The organism is Litchfieldia alkalitelluris (genome assembly GCF_002153425.1).
In the GTDB taxonomy this organism is placed as follows: Bacteria; Bacillota; Bacilli; order Bacillales; family Salisediminibacteriaceae; genus Evansella; species Evansella alkalicola.
The window spans coordinates 488,843-506,373 of the sequence record NZ_KZ119600.1 but is presented as its reverse complement, the minus strand read 5'-3'; the positions used below and the strand labels follow the sequence as shown (position 1 = coordinate 506,373).

17 protein-coding genes and 1 riboswitch are annotated in these 17,531 nt (G+C 38.4%); of the genes, 5 read left to right on the top strand and 12 right to left on the bottom strand.

Annotated elements, in window-relative coordinates; translation table 11 throughout:
* Positions 1–116 precede the first annotated feature (116 nt).
* From tenA to BW724_RS02470, 4 genes are all read right to left on the bottom strand, one after another.
* Positions 117–782: a thiaminase II gene (tenA, locus tag BW724_RS02485; RefSeq protein ID WP_088073514.1), complete on the bottom strand. Its 666-nt coding sequence runs from the start codon at positions 780–782 to the stop codon at positions 117–119.
* A gap of 404 nt (positions 783–1,186) precedes the next feature.
* Positions 1,187–1,936, bottom strand: a complete 750-nt coding sequence (locus BW724_RS02480; protein WP_088073513.1) for an ABC transporter ATP-binding protein — start codon at positions 1,934–1,936, stop codon at positions 1,187–1,189.
* Positions 1,937–1,959: 23 nt separating this feature from the next.
* Positions 1,960–3,000 carry an ABC transporter substrate-binding protein gene (locus tag BW724_RS02475; protein ID WP_235848876.1) on the bottom strand — a complete coding sequence of 347 codons (1,041 nt, stop codon included), beginning with the start codon at positions 2,998–3,000 and terminating at the stop codon, positions 1,960–1,962.
* A gap of 28 nt (positions 3,001–3,028) precedes the next feature.
* Entirely contained in the window at positions 3,029–3,799 is a 771-nt protein-coding gene (locus BW724_RS02470) for an ABC transporter permease (RefSeq protein WP_088073512.1), read from the bottom strand.
* A 125-nt stretch (positions 3,800–3,924) separates the two neighbouring features.
* Positions 3,925–4,037, bottom strand: a riboswitch (TPP riboswitch).
* Between the two features lie 308 nt (positions 4,038–4,345).
* Between BW724_RS02470 and BW724_RS02465 the strand changes: the two genes are divergently transcribed.
* From BW724_RS02465 to BW724_RS02455, 3 genes are read left to right on the top strand one after another with little or no spacing between them, the layout of a single operon-like run.
* Positions 4,346–5,389, top strand: coding sequence for an ArsR/SmtB family transcription factor (locus BW724_RS02465; RefSeq protein ID WP_088073511.1), 1,044 nt, complete (start codon positions 4,346–4,348; stop codon positions 5,387–5,389).
* Positions 5,390–5,411: 22 nt separating this feature from the next.
* Complete coding sequence (locus BW724_RS02460; RefSeq protein WP_088073510.1) at positions 5,412–6,641, top strand: MFS transporter; 1,230 nt, start codon at positions 5,412–5,414, stop codon at positions 6,639–6,641.
* A 40-nt stretch (positions 6,642–6,681) separates the two neighbouring features.
* Positions 6,682–7,224: a GNAT family N-acetyltransferase gene (locus BW724_RS02455; protein WP_088073509.1), complete on the top strand. Its 543-nt coding sequence runs from the start codon at positions 6,682–6,684 to the stop codon at positions 7,222–7,224.
* 64 nt (positions 7,225–7,288) lie between these two features.
* Here BW724_RS02455 and BW724_RS02450 read toward each other — a convergent pair whose 3' ends face one another.
* The 3 genes from BW724_RS02450 to BW724_RS02440 form a co-directional block, all read right to left on the bottom strand.
* Complete coding sequence (locus tag BW724_RS02450; RefSeq protein ID WP_088073508.1) at positions 7,289–8,803, bottom strand: sensor domain-containing diguanylate cyclase; 1,515 nt, start codon at positions 8,801–8,803, stop codon at positions 7,289–7,291.
* A 247-nt stretch (positions 8,804–9,050) separates the two neighbouring features.
* Positions 9,051–9,716: an HAD family hydrolase gene (locus BW724_RS02445; RefSeq protein WP_088077620.1), complete on the bottom strand. Its 666-nt coding sequence runs from the start codon at positions 9,714–9,716 to the stop codon at positions 9,051–9,053.
* 66 nt (positions 9,717–9,782) lie between these two features.
* Positions 9,783–10,463 carry a hypothetical protein gene (locus BW724_RS02440; protein WP_088073507.1) on the bottom strand — a complete coding sequence of 227 codons (681 nt, stop codon included), beginning with the start codon at positions 10,461–10,463 and terminating at the stop codon, positions 9,783–9,785.
* Between the two features lie 294 nt (positions 10,464–10,757).
* Between BW724_RS02440 and BW724_RS02435 the strand changes: the two genes are divergently transcribed.
* Positions 10,758–12,005, top strand: a complete 1,248-nt coding sequence (locus BW724_RS02435; protein WP_088073506.1) for a YeeE/YedE family protein — start codon at positions 10,758–10,760, stop codon at positions 12,003–12,005.
* 530 nt (positions 12,006–12,535) lie between these two features.
* Here BW724_RS02435 and BW724_RS02425 read toward each other — a convergent pair.
* Both BW724_RS02425 and BW724_RS24430 read right to left on the bottom strand, forming a co-directional pair.
* Positions 12,536–12,889 carry a hypothetical protein gene (locus BW724_RS02425; protein ID WP_088073504.1) on the bottom strand — a complete coding sequence of 118 codons (354 nt, stop codon included), beginning with the start codon at positions 12,887–12,889 and terminating at the stop codon, positions 12,536–12,538.
* Positions 12,890–13,180: 291 nt separating this feature from the next.
* A complete protein-coding gene (locus tag BW724_RS24430; protein ID WP_417891456.1) occupies positions 13,181–13,267 on the bottom strand; it encodes a putative holin-like toxin in 87 nt (28 codons plus the stop codon).
* Between the two features lie 166 nt (positions 13,268–13,433).
* On the opposite strand from BW724_RS24430, the gene BW724_RS02420 reads away from it, so the two are divergent.
* Positions 13,434–14,630, top strand: a complete 1,197-nt coding sequence (locus tag BW724_RS02420) for a DUF4085 family protein (RefSeq protein WP_088073503.1) — start codon at positions 13,434–13,436, stop codon at positions 14,628–14,630.
* Positions 14,631–15,622: 992 nt separating this feature from the next.
* On the opposite strand, the gene BW724_RS02415 is transcribed toward BW724_RS02420, so the two are convergent.
* Genes BW724_RS02415 through BW724_RS02405 form a run of 3 tightly spaced genes read right to left on the bottom strand, consistent with a single transcriptional unit; the run spans position 15,623 to position 17,512 of the window.
* Positions 15,623–15,988, bottom strand: coding sequence for a hypothetical protein (locus BW724_RS02415; protein ID WP_235848875.1), 366 nt, complete (start codon positions 15,986–15,988; stop codon positions 15,623–15,625).
* Positions 15,973–17,010, bottom strand: coding sequence for an anti-sigma factor (locus BW724_RS02410; protein ID WP_088073502.1), 1,038 nt, complete (start codon positions 17,008–17,010; stop codon positions 15,973–15,975). Before BW724_RS02410 ends, BW724_RS02415 begins: the two co-directional genes overlap by 16 nt.
* Complete coding sequence (locus tag BW724_RS02405) at positions 16,994–17,512, bottom strand: sigma-70 family RNA polymerase sigma factor (RefSeq protein WP_088073501.1); 519 nt, start codon at positions 17,510–17,512, stop codon at positions 16,994–16,996. Before BW724_RS02405 ends, BW724_RS02410 begins: the two co-directional genes overlap by 17 nt.
* Between the last annotated feature and the right edge of the window lie 19 nt (positions 17,513–17,531).

The window sequence follows — 17,531 nt, the reverse complement described above, 5'->3', positions numbered from 1 at the left end:
AATCCACATATTTATTTTAAACCCTTAAACTTAATTTACCCATTTTAAAAATAGCTTAACCCCTTTAAACCTTTAAACTTACTTTTGATACCTTTAAACCTTTACTCCTCACACCTTCACACTGGCCAATCTTCTAATGTATAGGACATCTCCCAGAACATATACTCATATTTACTACTTGTAACGAAGATTTTTTCCATACGCTTCCTGTCTTCCTCGGACGCTCTTTCAGCTAAATCATCTAATCGATCAATTTGCTCTTTCACTAATGTGGCAAACCACTCATCTCCATATGTGTCGATCCACTTCTGGTAGATTGGGTGACCTGGTTTTGACCCTTTGTACTTCTCCCCAATTTCATAGTACAACCAATAACATGGCAACAAAGCTGCGATAACATCACCAAGAGAGCCTTTATAAGAAGCAGCTAAAATATGATTCGTGTATGCAACCGCTGTTGGTGCTGGGTCTTCGTTATGAATGACACCGTCTTTCGAAAGGTCCAGATCTCTTGCAAACTGCTCATGAAGGGCATGCTCTGCCTCATACGATGATTTCGCGTGATGAGCCATTTGTGATGTCGTGTAAAAATCATTTGCCTTAGCTGCTCCAATAGCTTGCGCCTGTGCAAATTTGGACAAGTAGAAAGAATCTTGTTTTAAATAATGCTTAAAGCATTCGATTGGAAGTGATCCATCTGCCACTCCTTTAACAAATGGGTGTTCGAAGCTTGCCTCCCAAATTGCATCTACCTTTTGTCTTAACTGTTCTGAGAATTTCATTAATGATCATCCTTTCCAGTTTTATTTTTTATTTTGACTCTGTTAAACTTTGCTGTTGATTTTCGCTACAGAACTCTCGCTTGCCGTGGGCATTGCTTCAGCTTCCTCGGGAAGTACACCCTGCGGGATCTTCAGCTAATGCTTTTCCCACAGGCACGAGCGACACATCGTCGATTATACTTCGAGTTGTCTCGACGGATACACTACAAAGCAATACTTGTAGAGGAAGAGACAGGAGCACCTTTCGCTACAATCAACTTAAGCGTCTAAAATCAACACTATTCTTTATAAGAGCCTATATTTTAAAACATTGTTACCCTGAATAAGTTTTTTGGAACATAATCAGTTCTCAGATTTAATGCAGGCAGCTCGTTAACCTCCCCACCCTTCGCAGAGGCTAGAGACTACCGATACAACGCCTTCATCAGCTTTTGTTTAAGCTCTAAATATTCGTCTGACAAGGTCATTTCCTTCGTGCGTGGGCGAGCAAGCTCCACGTTAAACTCTTGTAAAACTGCTGTCGGCCTTGGGGTCAAAACATAGATTCTATCTGATAAGAAGATCGCTTCGTCAATACTATGGGTGATAAACAGAACCGATCTTTGCATTTGGCTCCATATATCAAGAAGCCACTCATGCATTTTTTCACGTGTCAAAGCATCGAGCGCTCCAAATGGTTCATCTAGCAATAAGAGCTCTTTCTTGTGCAAGAAAGTACGGAGCAGCGCTGCCCGTTGCTTCATTCCCCCCGATAAAACAGTTGGATAATTGTTTTCATAGCCTTCGAGTCCAAATAAAGGGAACAAAGAGAGTGCCTCTTCTCGAGCTTCCCTAACATTTTCCTTGGAGACTGTAGCCCCTAGTAGCACATTTTCCAATACTGTTTTCCAAGGAAACAGTAAATCCTTTTGCATCATGTAACTCACGTGACCACGTTGCCCGTTTACACTTTGACCGTTGAGGAGGATTTCCCCTTCCATTGGAATTTCCAGGCCAGCCACCAAATTAAACAGCGTGCTTTTTCCACAACCACTAGGGCCTATGATTGAGACGAACTCCCCTTTTTCCAAGGAGAGATTCACCCCATTGACCACTTTTGCGTGTTCAATACCTTCGACAAACGAATGATGTATATCTACTAGTTTTAAATGCATATGAACTCCTTCAATCCTTCTCCTTATGGTAGGAAACGGTTTGTCATGGACGATTCCGTATCCACATCGTTTTCTATCAATTCGTTTTCGAGCATCCAAGCAGTGAACTCATCCCATCTTGATTCTTCCTGGTAACCCCACTTTTCTGCGTCCCCTTGGTAGATGCTTTGTAAATGTTTTTGTGAAGCACGAATTAAGTCAGCATCAGTTTCAGGAGTTACGCCAATCAGTATTTCTGCAGCTTCTTCAGGATTTTCGATTGCAAATTCATAACCTTTACTTAGGGCTCTCATGAATCGCTCCGTTACTTCTGGATTCTCTTCGATGAATGTTTCACTTGAAGCAATAACAGGCGTGTAGTAATTAAAAACTGGGTCAATTTCATGTAAATAGATCATGTTCAGTTCTTCTCCGCGGACCTCTGCTTCCACACCAGTCCAGCCGTAATAAATCCACTGGAAGTCCACTTCACGCTGCGTGTTTACGAAAAAGTCAGATGTACCTACTGTAATATTTTCTACTGTGGAAGGGTCAGCATCGTTTGCTTCCATGACAGCACCGATAATGGCATCTTCAAGTGGCGATCCCCAGCCACCGTATTTTTTCCCTTCGAAATCTTTCGGTGATGTAATATCCTTTTCAATCGGCGATGCAAAACCAGAAGTACTCTCCTGCATCACAGCAGCCAAAGATACAACTGGTATATCATTGGAACGGGACAGTGTCACTTCGTTCTGGGCAGCAATCCCAAAGTCAGCCTGACCAGAAGCAATGATTTGAAGGGCACCGTCTAATGCTGGCTCAATGATCGTTAAATCAATTCCTTCTTCATAAAAATAACCGTTTTCCTGTGCCACATATAAGCCCGTGTGATTCGTGTTTGGTACCCAATCAAGAATGAATGTTATTTCCTCTATTCCCTGTTCTTCTGCACCTTCGGCAGTATCGCCATCATTGTTGTTAGTAACTTCACCATCACCATTTTCATCTACATCAGAACCGTTACAAGCAACAATCAACAAAACACTAACTATTAGTAAAAATAAGAGATTCATTTTTCTCATAAAATTCAACTCTCCGTTTCCAAGTAAATTATTTTGAATTCTTGTATTTCCATGGCATAACTATCCTGCTTATTAAGATAACAATTAAGAATAGCAAGCAGCTTAGGAGTGATATGATCGCAATGGCCACAAATACTTTGTCAGTGGCAAAGGAATTCTGGGCTCTAACTAGAAAGATACCTAATCCTTTACTCGCCCCTACCCATTCTGAAATTACAGCTGCTAACACACTGTATGTAGCACCAATTCTTAGTCCTGTGAACAAATACGGCAGCGCATTTGGAAACCGAACTAATCGAAATACTTGCCAGCGAGAGCCTCCCATGGACCGGACGAGTCTTATCATGTCCCTGTCACTTGCTTGCAGGCCTTCCACCACACTTACTACCACCGGGAAAAATGTAACGAGTGCAACGACAAGCACTTTTGGTAATATCCCATAGCCAAACCATATGATCAAAAGTGGTGCAATGGCGACAATTGGGATGGTTTGTGAAAATAACAAGAGTGGATAAAAGCTTTTTCTCATGACTGGTGAAAAATCAAGTAAAAATGCTAACAATAAAGCTACCGTTAAACCTAGGAGAAACCCAAGGACCGCTTCTAGCGTTGTCATCCACACATGGTCTGGAAGAAGTGGCAATGTCTCAACAAATGCCTTTGCAATATCCGTTGGCGCTGGTAATAGCCATTTTTCAAATTGCCAGATCCAAACTGCTGCTTCCCAGAATAGTAAAAACAATGCTACTGTAGCGACTGCCGGTAAAGAGGCTAAGACGCCTTCATGTATTTTTTTCATGTCACCCTCCCTTCAGCTGTAGACCCTTCCCAAGCCCTGACCTAATATGAAAAGCGCATTCGTCTTGGTGAACGAGTTGCAAATAAAAAAGCCTACATGCCACCGAGAGCATGTAGACTTATGTATATAGTCCAAAAACACATCCCTCCGCTGGAATTACCCAGATCAGGTTTATAGGGTCGATATCTTCAAACGGGATATCCTCTCAGCCAACCTCATAGCTCCCCTTGAGCCTATTTAATTTTAACCACCCGTAGTGTAACACACTTCTATCAAACTAACAATAAATAAGTCTGAATAGTGTTAACATTGGATCGCACTATATTGATCATTTATAAAGCAAGACTACCTCGTAAATATCTTTTCGCAACAATAAGTTCTAAAAATATTGAATATTTTGTTCTAATAATATAGAATTAAGCTATCATGAAAATAGATATGATGTAATTAAATTCGCAGCAGGCTACTCGCTTTGCGCAGGCGGCTGGTAAGCCTCCTCTGCGCTTTGCGCCTGCGGAGTCAATCAAAATAAAAGAGGTGAAATACTTGGACACATTAAATTTATCAAGTAAGAAGAGAGAAACATATCAGGTACGACTAAAATATTCCCCATTGTGGGAATCAGCCCTTGGAATCGCCGCAATTACTAATACACCCCTTTTGAACACATTAGAGAAGCCTATGAGTTATTGGTCCTCCATTAAAGAATCCATAAGTATGAATCTATTAGAGCACCTGGAATATGTGGAGAAAAACAATACGTGGAAAGCACTCCTACAGATTTTGCATACAAAAGATTTTACCGATATCGAAGACCTAACAAATTACATAGAGCAAGCTAATTCTGAAGATCTCCGTTTCATCTGTTTACCTTTTGTAGGAAGGAAGTTTGAAGATATACGCAGACAAGCCATTCAGGAAAACAAAACCGCCATTAAAGAGTTAAAAAAGATTACGAGTGATAACCCGTTTTTCCCAGATTACATTCAATTTATTTGTAGTGTTGAAATAAATGAATTGAAAAATCACCTAATTTTTGTCATGCAGAGTTGGTTCGAAGAGGTTGTGAAACCAAATGCAAAGGAGCTAACTCAAATTTTACATAATGATTATCAGGCAAAGAAAAAGATGCTAACTAAGATGACAGCCGAAGAATTTGTAGCCTGGGCAACTGGTGGTGTTAGTTATGTACCTGAACCAAGTGTCCACTACGTTTTATTAATTCCACAATACATCTATCGCCCATGGAATATAGAAGCTGATTTAGATGGGACAAAAGTATTTTATTATCCTGTGTCCAATGAAAGCATTTATCCCAATGACAAATACATGCCCGACAATTTTTTAGTAGCAAAAGTTAAGGCATTAGGTGATGAAGTGAGGCTGAAGATTGTGAAATTATTATTCGAACAGGATCGCTCCCTGCATGATATAACTGACCAGCTAGAATTAGGAAAATCAACCGTTCATCATCATCTAAAACAATTACGAGCAGCAAAAATCGTTGAAATAAAAAATTCAAAGTACTCCCTAAAACTAAACTCCATTGATTCTCTTTCGAAGGAAATCGACTCCTATCTAAACAAATAATTCTAGCGAGGTCATAGGGCTTATGAACAAAAACGATCGTCATATTTTCAGAAATCCACAGTTTCTATTTATCTGGTTAGGGAATGCCATTTCCGAATTAGGTGGGGCATTTGGTACCTTTTGCAACTCCATTCTCATTTTTCAACTCACTGGGTCATCATTAGCATTAGGAAGTATGTGGCTTCTTTACTTCATCCCATCTCTTCTTCTTCAATTATTCATTGGACCGTTTATTGATAAATGGAGTCGGAAATGGATCATGATATTTTCACAATGGACAAGGGCTGTCATCTTCCTACTGCCTTTATTCGCATATATCTCAGGGGATCTTCAACCATGGCACATCTTCACTGTTCAAGTCATCATCGGATTAATTACACCACTTTACGTGCCAGCAAACCATGCCATCACGCCAACCATTGTTCCAGAAAAACAATTAAGCACAGCGAATGCATACATTGATGGTATGGTCCGACTAATGACCTTCTTAGCACCAATTACAGGTGGAATTGTCATTGAATATATCGATGTTATTCCTACACTGTCATTAGTATGCATCTTTCTTTTCATAAGTGGTTCACTACTACTTTTTATTAAGGAAAAACGAGAGGTATCCTCCGTTAGAAAGACATGGCTAGAGGATTTCCGAGAAGGAATAACTTATTTTTTCAAACAACGTATCATCATTTGGCTAGGAATATTCTTGGCATTCATCCAATTCGGGGTTGGCGTTACAATGGTAACTACACTCCCGTACATTACGAGCGATCTAGCAGGCAGTTATGCCGAATATGGATACTTCATGGCTGCATTCCCAATCGGATATGTTATTGGCGCTTTTTTAGTGGGAAAAATACAGTATCAGAGTCGTAGGCGCATGATGTTGGGTTCGTTGACAGTCGGTGGATTAACATTTATATGGCTGTACTTTAACCAAAGTATTGCATTGGCGATACCAACGGAAATCATCGCTGGAATCGCAATGGCCATTTTCAGTGTCCATAATGTAACCATTTGCCAGAAAACCGTGCCAAATCATTTGATGGGAAAAATTTTCTCAGTCCGATTGTTAATTGTTAGGGGCGCTTTGCCGATAGGGGTATTAGTCGGTGGGGTTTTAAGTGAAATAGTTGGTGTAAGGCCTTTATACTTACTGATAGGAACTATTATTTGCACGGTATCATTAATAGGAATGCTACACCCTTATTTTAAGTTTATTGATTTTGAACTAACTTCAAATGATGCTGCATAAAAAAATGTCAATTTTTTTACCTTAGGAGGAACAGTCTAACATGGTTGAAATCATTGGAAAGAAAGTTGAACTAACAAAGGCAACAAATAGGGACATAGAGGAATTGTACTTTTGGAAATATGAAGAAACGAAGCAAGAAGCTAAAAAGTGGAACGGTCCCTATATACCAGAGGAGAAACTAACTAAAGAAGAATTTTGTAATGATTGGGAGCAAGAAATATTGCCAGGTGTACCTGATTCCCTAGTCATAAAGTGTGAAGGCAGAGCCATCGGATACGTTGGAGCATATTGGGTCGATAAAAACACGAATTGGCTTGAGACTGGTATCGTCATTTATGACAGCAATTATTGGAATGGCGGCTATGGATCTGAAGCATACAAACTCTGGATTAACTATCTTTTTACTAACACCAATTTACATCGATTAGGTATGTCAACTTGGTCAGGGAACCTAAGAATGATGAAGGTAGCATCTAAGTTGGGGATGAAAGAAGAAGCTAGAATAAGAGATGCTAGAATCGTGAATGGAGAATACTTCGATGCGATAAAGATGGGGATATTGAGGAACGAATGGGGGAAGTGAGTGGACATAAAAAAAAGAGCCGCAACTTTGCAACTCTTGTCATGAATCTTTTCATGTTTCTGCTTTATTTTTCTTTTGTTTGCTCTTTATCTTTGTACATTCGTTTGTCTGCTACACTATAAAGTTGGTCCATATTCTCACCATCAGACGGATAATGACTAACACCAATACTAGCAGATAAGAATATTTGTTGATTATTTGCGAGTTTCAATGGAGTATCAAACTGTGATCGTACTTTTTTAATCACATCACCCGTTTTATTAGGATCAAGTAGAAGCACAAACTCATCTCCACCTAATCGAGCAACAGGATGATTATCATTCATCACTTTTCTTAAAAGGGAGGCAACATGTTGAATGGCTTGATCTCCAGCTTGATGCCCATGTGTATCATTAATCTGCTTCATTTTATTTAAATCTAGCAAAACAAAGTCAAACTTTTCTTTATCACTTAGTAATTCTGATATATGTTTTTCAAATCCAGCTCGATTTAACAAATCTGTTAATATATCATGGTATGCCAAGTATTTAACTCTCTTTTCTTTCACTTTCGCTTCCGTAATATCTTTCACCATGACAAACTGAAGTAATTGTCCTTCTGTCATAATAAAATCAGAATCAACAAGTATAGTTATGGATTCCCCTAATTTATTGACAAAAGTAAGTTCTTTGTTTGACAGCTTTATTTGATTTTCATAATAGTAATGGTGACTTTCCAGAAAATCTTCGTTATCAATTCCGTCTACAAATGCTAATATCGAAGAATTGATAAGCTCCTGTCTTTCTACCCCTATATATTTTGACATTAATGGACTCGCTTCCAATACAGTAGCATTTTCATCTAGGATAAGAATTCCCAATGGTGATTTTTCAAATAAGATATTATAGCGATTCTCGTAAGACGATAAGTAATCATACTTCGACATACTCAGATAGATTGTATACATCCAAAATAAAGCACCATGCGGGATAAAGTAAGCGATGAAATAAAAATTAGTATCTTGTAGAATTAAGCCCCCGACTAACGTAGATAATGTCCAAACAAAAAATAGGGTTATTCCTTTAAACCATAGCTTTGCAGCCTCGTTTCCTTTTTTCATTTCAATTCTTGTTAATATAAGATTAACTATTAGGTACGAAAATTGGATTAACCATAATAAATACAAGCCTGGTCCAGGAATAAACATAAACTCGGTGGTACTTATTTCGTCACCACGCAACATCCAGGAATCAATAGGAATCGTTGCTAACATTAGAAGCCCAGGTAGAAATAATAATTTGAGATACTGCCCATTTTTCTTATTGTACATGTTGGCATTCATTAGCCATAGATGAAGAGATAATAAAGACGCAATAGTTATGGAGCCATTAATCCAATATATTGTAATCGGATAATAATGATCCGGAAAAACCAGTAGCGACGTAAAAACACCCAAAAACCACATAGAAGCGAACAAAAACATCAGACTGCATGTAATATGTTTTTGACTATGGCGGTTGTTACTATAAATGATTCCAGCCCAAAAAATATAGATATACGCTGGGATTAAGTAAATAATACAATAAAATAATATATTCAATGACTCACCTTCTTACTTTACAAGAATTCCAAACGACAAAATTTGATTTTATTACACATTAAGTATAGTCCATTTTTACTAGAAGAGAAATTATTTTTCCTCCTAGTATTATTCTGAATTTTGCAATGATAAGGATTTTAATGGTGCACCTTATGCTTATATCTTTTTTATTAACGCAGAAACAAAAAAAAGAGTCGCGCATCGCAACTCTTAGCACTTTCATGTACTTTCAGTAGTAGCATATCCTTTAAGCCCGCTCTATAAATAATGGTACTTCCCCTAAATCACTTATTATATAATCTGCATGAACTTCCTCTTCATTCCACTGATGGTCCCTTTTCCAAACACCAATCATTCCAACGTTTTTTGCAGCTTTAACATCATTTTCTGGGTGATCTCCTACGAATATACTTTCTTCCGCTGAAACTTCAAGCCTTTCAAGTGCTCTTTTAAAAATTTGAGGATTCGGTTTCTTTATCTGTTCTAATTCAGATATTAAAATAGCATCAAAATACTTTTTTATATTCAAAGCTTCAATATTATCCATTTGAAATTGTCCATAACCGTTTGTTATCATTCCTAATTGGAAGTTATGCTGCTTCAATTTTTCCAACATTGATGTTAAGTTCTCAAAAGGTATGCAATGATTCTTAAACTCACTTTTATAGTCGTCAAGCAGTTCCTGCCACGTTACTTCATTTATCTCAAATTCTTGGACCAATTGCTGATAAACGCTATCTTTCCAAACATATCCACGCTGATCAAGCTCGATGAATCTTGAGATGTACCGATCCTTATCGACGTGCCTTAACTGCTCACTTAACCTATCATGCTGCCTGTTAATGAAGTCCTTTACTGATGCATCTCTATTTAACAACGTTCCATCTAAATCAAATATGGCAGCTTTCATCAACTTATACCACATCCTTTGAAAGGCATGGCCTCTAGGGATCTCTTTGAACCCTACTAGCTGGCCCATTCACCTAACATTTTTTTCTATAATCGTCTTCATGCGCTCTGTTCCATAAGCCCCTGGATTCAGCGCATTTTCATCTAACCAATAGCTAATCCTGAACGATGTCCCGTCATCGAGGTGGATTCGTAAAAATGTACTATTACTCGTACTAATTCTTTCATAGATTTGGTGAAAGCCCACATAATCAAGAGTGAGAAAATCCTCGATAAACGCATCCATTTCATCCTGTGTGAAATCTAGCAATTGTCGTCCATCATAAGTACTTTCTAGACTGAGCTTTTGTACCCTACCCTCAATATCATATAGATCACGAATAGTATCAGCATTTTCGTTTTCGCGGACCTGATAAAGCCTTCCATTTGCGAAAACCCTAAATGTAGGATCATAGCCAACTATCTCAAATACTTCCGTACCTACTGGCAAAAATGCTGCATCGCCATTTCGCAAACGGTGGTTGGAGCAGGCATTATCCGCAAGCATGAATTCAACTTCTCCAATTTTCGATCCTTCCTTTAAGTTGTCTACATTAGAAAAGCCTTCGTCCTCACCTGTGTAATTAACGTCGTTCAACATGAGAGTATCTACCCACTCGATCTCACCGTCTGGACACGATCTCCCAATCATTGAACATGCTGTCAAAAATGATAGGACGAGGATCATCCCCAGAATCAATCCCCTCTTCATACGGTCACCTCCTGCCTCCATTTTTTGAATTTATCAGTCGCGTTCCTAATTCGAAGATTAATTTTACTCTATGTAAATACTAATTAGTTTCATATTAGCATAATCTTCCAATACTTGGACGAGTTAATTTCAGACTGGATCTATTTATGCACGCTCTAGCCTAAACTCTTATATGCAGGCGGACTTTTTTATTGAGCACATTTGGGTGAACTATAATATTTACTTTTTTCAATATATGAAGTATACTACTCTTTGTAATTCCGATTATTTTCATAGGATAAGAGGTGTTTTTTAATGGCTTTAACGAATTTAAACCAACAAACTACGAATGTACAAACTGAAACGCCGTTACCACCCATGCAGAAAAGTCAATTTATCATTGGTATTATTGCATTCATCATTTTAGGTATCGTCAGTTATACAATAGCTGGTTTACAAATGTTTATCTTGTTATCATTTGGACTAATTTTAGGGTACACACTTTTTCACGCACGTTTTGGATTTACATCTGCTTTTCGCCGCTTTATGGCAGTCGGGAATGGGGAAGCATTACGTGCCCATATGATAATGTTAGCAGTCGCAATAACATTATTTGCTCCAATATTACATTTCGGGATCGGATTTTTTGGCGTAGATCCGTCTGGATATGTTTCACCAGTTGGAACTAGTGTCATCGTCGGTTCATTTTTATTTGGTATCGGCATGCAGCTTGGAAACGGATGTGCTTCTGGCGCATTGTACCAAATTGGTGGAGGAAGAACATCAGCGATTATTGTTTTAATAGGTTTTATTATTGGTTCCGTTTTCGGTGCATGGCATTTTGAATTCTGGACAGTAACAGCACCTAACCTACCTCCTATTTCATTAGCTGAAAGTACAGGGTTAGGCTTTATGGGTGCATGGCTTTTACAATTGGCAATCTTCGGCGGAATCATTTTATTAACTATTTATGTATCTAAGAAACGTCGTTCTCCAAGAATGGCGGCACTTCCTACAACACAGGGTTGGAAAAGAATTATTCGCGGTGCTTGGCCATTATGGGCAGCAGCAATTGTTTTAGCCGTGTTTAACGCTTTGACTTTAATGGTAAGTGGTTCTCCATGGGGAGTTACTGGCGCATTTGCCCTATGGGGATCAAAGATTGCTCAATTTATCGGTATCGATGTTTTGCAATGGGGATACTGGTCTGGTGCCCGAGCAGTTCAGCTTGAACAATCAGTATTTCATGAAACTACTAGTGTCATGAACTTTGGAGTGATTACTGGTGCATTCATGGCAGCTGCTGCCGGCGGAATCCTAAGTTTTAAAAAGAAGATCCCATTTAAAATCATCTTGGCTTCATTAATCGGTGGACTTTTAATGGGCTATGGTGCGAGGCTTGCATACGGCTGTAACATTGGAGCTTATTTCGGTGGAATTGCATCATTCAGTGTACACGGTTGGGTTTGGATGATCTTTGCAATGATCGGGACATATGTTGCACTCTTCATTCGTCCATTATTCGGATTGAAGAATCCTAAATCAACGGATAACTTCTGTTAAAATCTAAGTTAAGGTCGTATTCATCTTTTTGGATACGCCTTTTTTTAATGCTTAATCCACAGTATGGCTAAATACAAGAAAATGAAACACGGATTTGATATCATTGAAACAACTGTAGATGATAAAGCTTTGCATAAGATTGTACCGGAGAAAAATATATAAAAATGGGGAGGGTAAAATTCTCATGGAAAGAAGTAGTATATTATTTTGGATACTATTTATAGTTCTGTTTTTCATTCTATTACGAGTAAATAGTTTTATTTTTCATTACTTTATTCCTTTGGTCAACGTTTGGAGTCTTTTATATTTTATTAGTAACTTTGCTATTATTCTCCCATTATCACTTGTCAGTGCAAAAAAATTAACGGAGTACTTCATCCCAAATAGTGAAGTATAGAGATGAAAAGATGGGGACCTGGTCCCGTAACTTCCTGTGAACTCTTAGGAAAGTTCATAAATTTGTGCGGGACCAGGTCCCTGAATCGAATGTTCGGATTTTTCATATGTTAAAACACTTTTATTCCCGGGGTCTATTTATTTTTACTTTCTTCTAGAAATGCGATGAATTCATCAAAGTCAGTCGTGCTATACACAAGCATTTTTGTATCAAAGGCATAGAAGGTTGGATAACTTTCTAAAGATAAACTAGGTAAGCGTTCTTGTATGTCTTCCATCGAAGTTGCTACCAAATAAGACTTTGTTAGTTTCTTTTCATCGTTAACCTCTACAAACTTTTCATATACATTGTGATCACCGACAATAAAAACGTTATAATATTTATCCGAATGTGATAGTAGATAGTCAACGTTCATCTGAACATTATTTTCTGGCACACATGCAAACAAGAACGAACAACAGATAATAAAAATGATAAATACTCTCAAGAACATCACCCCTTTGGTAAATTAATACAAATATATAATAAAAAGGCACGAATGTACATTTAATTGTCTGAAAATTCACGATAATAGATCGGAATACCCTTTTTGTCAATGATTATATGTTTTCAATCCTATTCAAAAAGGGTATAATGATGTTGTAAAAACATATATTAAGAAGACCGCTAGTGCTGGATACACTAACGGTCGTGTAATAGCTCAGTTCCCTAAAAAAGGGGATTGGCACAAGGGTAAAGATAAGTTCCCCATTGAGCCCTAACTCAATGACTACGGGGCTTATCTTTTTTCATGAAAAGATAATACAGCGACAATCAAAATCCCAAATGTTATCATCAACGATAACGCCTCGGCTGTTGTCACCATAGGCACTCACCTCCTCTCTGTAAGTGGAAGTGATGCACCAACCCCTATGAGTTTCCTAAACTATTACCCACAAATTATACCATTTCAGAATAAAAAGATTATAATAAATACAACAATTTTACCAATTGATTTTTGCAACACAAATTAGCCCCTGAGGTGAAAAATAATGTGGAATCTATCAAAGCAAGCGAAGGATCAGTTCTTAAAGATTAATCTTCTACCAATCCATGAATCAGATGAAGAGTGGGAAATCGTACTAAGAGAGGCGAAGGAAGAAGGGGAGGACATTCGCACCCGTTTAAAGGGAGAGTTAGACGAAGTTAAGAGGGAATTACTAGAAATTATCCCTTCTCGCTTCCACCGTTACGTGGAGGATGGATCTTTAAATCAACCAACGTTACCTACAGAAGTGCGGGAAGATTATTTAAATTGGATACGTGATGGAGAAAAGGATTTTGAGAAAGTTCTAGACGCAGCCGCTGCCGAAACGGAGAAAGCAGCCAGCTCCCTTCCCGCTTCGGTTCAGGAGGTTTTGTCAGAGGGATTGCACGACACCCAAATCGATCGAATATCGCGAACAAAAGATACCCTTCATCTTTTTATCAACACAGACGGCGGTTTTACAACAAAGGCTTATATCCATTTCACTTTCAAGGAAATTCTGTCCGAAGAATCGGATGCTCCATTGCAAGTTGGTCAGTGGTTCGTTTATCATGAACTCCAGAAATTCGATAGTGGCTATGCCTTGAGAGTGCTATTTGATTGCCCAGATGCTGAATGGACAATTGCAATGAAGGATTTGGAGGCTGTATATTATTACCGCCCAGCGTCCTACTTAACTTTGAACGATGAGGAGAAGTTGGAAGAAACCACGTTCACTGATTATATCGCACAACTTCCCCATGACTATAACTACTGGCTGATAACACCTGATGTTACATGTAAGGTGAAAGCTTTTTCGGAAAAAATTGAGTTGGAAAACGGAACATTGGCTTTGTCGGACAAAGAGGCCGTTGTTTCATTTGGTAATATGCGTTTTACATATAGCCTTGAAGAATATAACCCAATAACGTTCATTTACACTGATGTCTTTGAAACTCCTTATTCAGAGCAGGAAGAACCACTTCCATTAGGTGAAGTCGAAGAGGCTGCTTTGAGCGATGATTTAATGTTGCAAGTTCGCGCATGGAATACAATGTACGCAGATCCTCATACAATGGCTGATATTATTAACCGTGTTTTGTGGAAAGTTGTTGTTACGGAAGAAAATGAAATGATGATACACGTCTATGCGAATCACTTTTACGAAGCTGGGGTCTTAACGGAAGATGTTATTGAAAAATATCGTGATTTATTTGAATAGGTAGTTGGGAGTGATGGGAGTTATGTCGCTAGCTTGATGGCTAGCGACATATTTTTGTTATTGGCTTTTGTTTTGTCGTTAGATATGGGGGCTAACGACAAAGTTGCAGCTCTGAGCTTTTGTTTTGTCGTTAGATATGGAGGTTAACGACAATGTTGCATCTTTGAGCTTCTGTTTTGTCGTTAGATTGATGAACTAACGACAAAGTTGCATCTTTAAGCTTTTGTTTTGTCGTTAGATTGATGAACTAACGACAAAGTTGCTTCTGTGAATTTCTATTTTGTCGTTAGATTGATGGACTAACGACATAGTTACAGCTGTGAGCTTCTGTTTTGTCGTTAGATTGAGCACCTAACGACAAATTAGCATTTTTGAACTTCGTTTTGTCGTTAGATTGAGCAGCTAACGACAAAGGTACAGCTTTGAGCTTCCGTTTTGTCGTTAGATTGAGCATCTAACGACAATGTTGCATCTTTGAGCTTCTGTTTTGTCGTTAGTTTGATGAACTAACGACAAATTAGCATTTTTGAACTTCTGTTTTGTCGTTAGATTGATGAACTAACGACAAAGTTACAGCTCTGAGCTTCCGCTTTGTCGCCAGATTGAGCATCTAACGACAAATTGACATCTTTGAGCTTTTGTTTTGTCGTTAGATTGATGGACTAACGACAAATCCACATCATTGAACTTCTGTTTTGTCGTTAGTTTGATGAGCTAACGACAAAGTTGCTTCTTTGAGCTTCTTTTTTGTCGTTAGATTGATGAACTAACGACAAAGTTACATCTCTGAACTTCCGTTTTGTCGTTAGATTGAGCATCTAACGACAAAGTTGCATCTCTAAGCTTCTGTTTTGTCGTTAGATTGATGAACTAACGACAAAGTTGCTTCTGTGAATTTCTATTTTGTCGTTAGATTGATGGACTAACGACAAAGTTACACTTCTGAGCTTCTCTTTTGTCGCAAAACCGATACCCTAGATTACCCCTCCCCATCAAGGCGTAGCATTGATGGTATATGCCAGGATAAACATCAAGAACGGGAAGATAACCACAAACAAATTGAGGAAAAAACCCCAGATTGCGAATAGACGAGACCTCTTTTTTGTAAACAACCCTACGATTCCTAGAAAGAAGCCCAATAATGAAATATAGAAAAAACTAAACAACGCACCATCTCCATTAAATCCAGTTAAAAAGGAGATATTGACTATTGCTAATGCGATTAATGCCAACAGAAACGACAGAAATCCGGTCACAGTCGTAAACTTTCTCTTCGAACCTGAACCACCTACCCCACCGCCAGCACCATTTCCAGATCCACCACTGCCTAATCTTCTATTCTTCATTTCCAGTTCCATAGCTTCACTTCCCCTACTTTAATTGCTCTCACCTCATCAATGTCTTGCACCTCACGTAATTCAGGAGTTGGCCCTGTAATGACGGCACCGTACACCTCAATGCCGTTTTCCTTAATGAAAGACAACCTCTCCTCTAGGGCAAGGGATTTCGCACGAGCAAGTACAGTTGCAGATTCCTCATTTTCATGCAGCAATTCTAGAATTTCAATAAATACATCTTCGTTTTTACTACGCCCATTAAATGGTGACCAAGTGGTTCTATCAATTTGCGCCGGATAACCAAGTGGCGTTATGGGTAAGCCGTTAATATCCCTTTGCCTGCCCTCTTGTCCTGAATTTACTGCAAGCCATCTGACTTCCACATCTCGACCAAACATGCGCTTCACTTCATCTGGTTCCATCATTTCAGTAAATGAAACATACACCTCAGACACCGTTCCATCTGGCAGTCCCTCTAATATGTTCCATTCCCCTCCCCGATCATAAGGTACATAGGCGTCTGGGTGAAACAAGAATTCCGTTTCTGGTTGCGGGATGTTTTCTGGCGGGCGTTCCAGCAATAAATTCCTCTGTGGAAAACTTGGACGATCAAGGAAATAATCTATGTCATAATCTCCAACCCGATAATCTTCCATTCCTATTCTTTTAAAAACATCAAAATGAATGCTCATGGAGAAAAATCCAATATCATCTTCAATTCTCATTTTTTCAAGATGCATATTTGGTTCTGTAACATAAATAAGGTTTGCTGCCACTTCAATTTCTGTATTCGCTTTCCCATTAATACCACCATAGTAGATATACGTTAATAAAGTCATCACTGGAATAATAAGCAAAAGGACCGCTAAACTGATAAAAATAGTAGTAAGGAGTGCTTGATTTTTTCCCTTTCGAATAATGGTCTTTTGTACTTCATCTGAAGGCTTATACGTCTCTTCAAATTCCTCAATCGATTCCTTTAAAATAGACTGATAATCCTCTTCTTCCTTATTCAACCTTTTATCATTATCGTTCTCTTTCATCCTTTTCCCTCCGTTTCCGTATTTTTTCAACCATCTTTTCCCTTCCACGCAGTAAGTGGCTTTTTAAAGTATTAATATTGATATCTAGTACTTCTGCAGCTTCTTGGTTCGTGAGTTTATGAAAATCACAGAGTAACAAAGCATTTTTCTGATTTTCTCTTAAGGAATGAATGTCATTTAGTAATAATTGAAAGCTTTCTTTTTCAAGCAACTGGCTTTCAGGAGAATTTTCAATAGGTTCGGCCTTTTCATGGATTTGGCCGTCCGTAACTTGATCACTAATAATCATCCTCTTATTTTTCCGAATAAAATCTATAAATGCATGATACGCAACCTTGAACAGCCAAGCTTTTATATTCACATGTGCTTCATCCATGTGGAGAAAGGCACGATAAAACGTCTCATGAACAAGATCTTCCGCCACATAATGATCCTTGGAAAGGGAATACAGGTATCTATATAAATCATTTACATACAGCTGATACATATCATCGATCTCCAAAGGCCTCTCCCCCTTTCAC

Coding starts and splice junctions, on each gene's coding strand:
- BW724_RS02460 (WP_088073510.1), top strand. CDS start 5,412: ATGAACAAAAACGATCGTCATATTTTCAGAAATCCACAGTTTCTATTT.
- BW724_RS02480 (WP_088073513.1), bottom strand. CDS start 1,936: ATGCATTTAAAACTAGTAGATATACATCATTCGTTTGTCGAAGGTATT.
- BW724_RS02415 (WP_235848875.1), bottom strand. CDS start 15,988: ATGGAACTGGAAATGAAGAATAGAAGATTAGGCAGTGGTGGATCTGGA.
- BW724_RS02470 (WP_088073512.1), bottom strand. CDS start 3,799: ATGAAAAAAATACATGAAGGCGTCTTAGCCTCTTTACCGGCAGTCGCT.
- tenA (WP_088073514.1), bottom strand. CDS start 782: ATGAAATTCTCAGAACAGTTAAGACAAAAGGTAGATGCAATTTGGGAG.
- BW724_RS24430 (WP_417891456.1), bottom strand. CDS start 13,267: ATGGTGACAACAGCCGAGGCGTTATCGTTGATGATAACATTTGGGATT.
- BW724_RS02435 (WP_088073506.1), top strand. CDS start 10,758: ATGGCTTTAACGAATTTAAACCAACAAACTACGAATGTACAAACTGAA.
- BW724_RS02440 (WP_088073507.1), bottom strand. CDS start 10,463: ATGAAGAGGGGATTGATTCTGGGGATGATCCTCGTCCTATCATTTTTG.
- BW724_RS02410 (WP_088073502.1), bottom strand. CDS start 17,010: ATGAAAGAGAACGATAATGATAAAAGGTTGAATAAGGAAGAAGAGGAT.
- BW724_RS02420 (WP_088073503.1), top strand. CDS start 13,434: ATGTGGAATCTATCAAAGCAAGCGAAGGATCAGTTCTTAAAGATTAAT.
- BW724_RS02475 (WP_235848876.1), bottom strand. CDS start 3,000: ATGAGAAAAATGAATCTCTTATTTTTACTAATAGTTAGTGTTTTGTTG.
- BW724_RS02455 (WP_088073509.1), top strand. CDS start 6,682: ATGGTTGAAATCATTGGAAAGAAAGTTGAACTAACAAAGGCAACAAAT.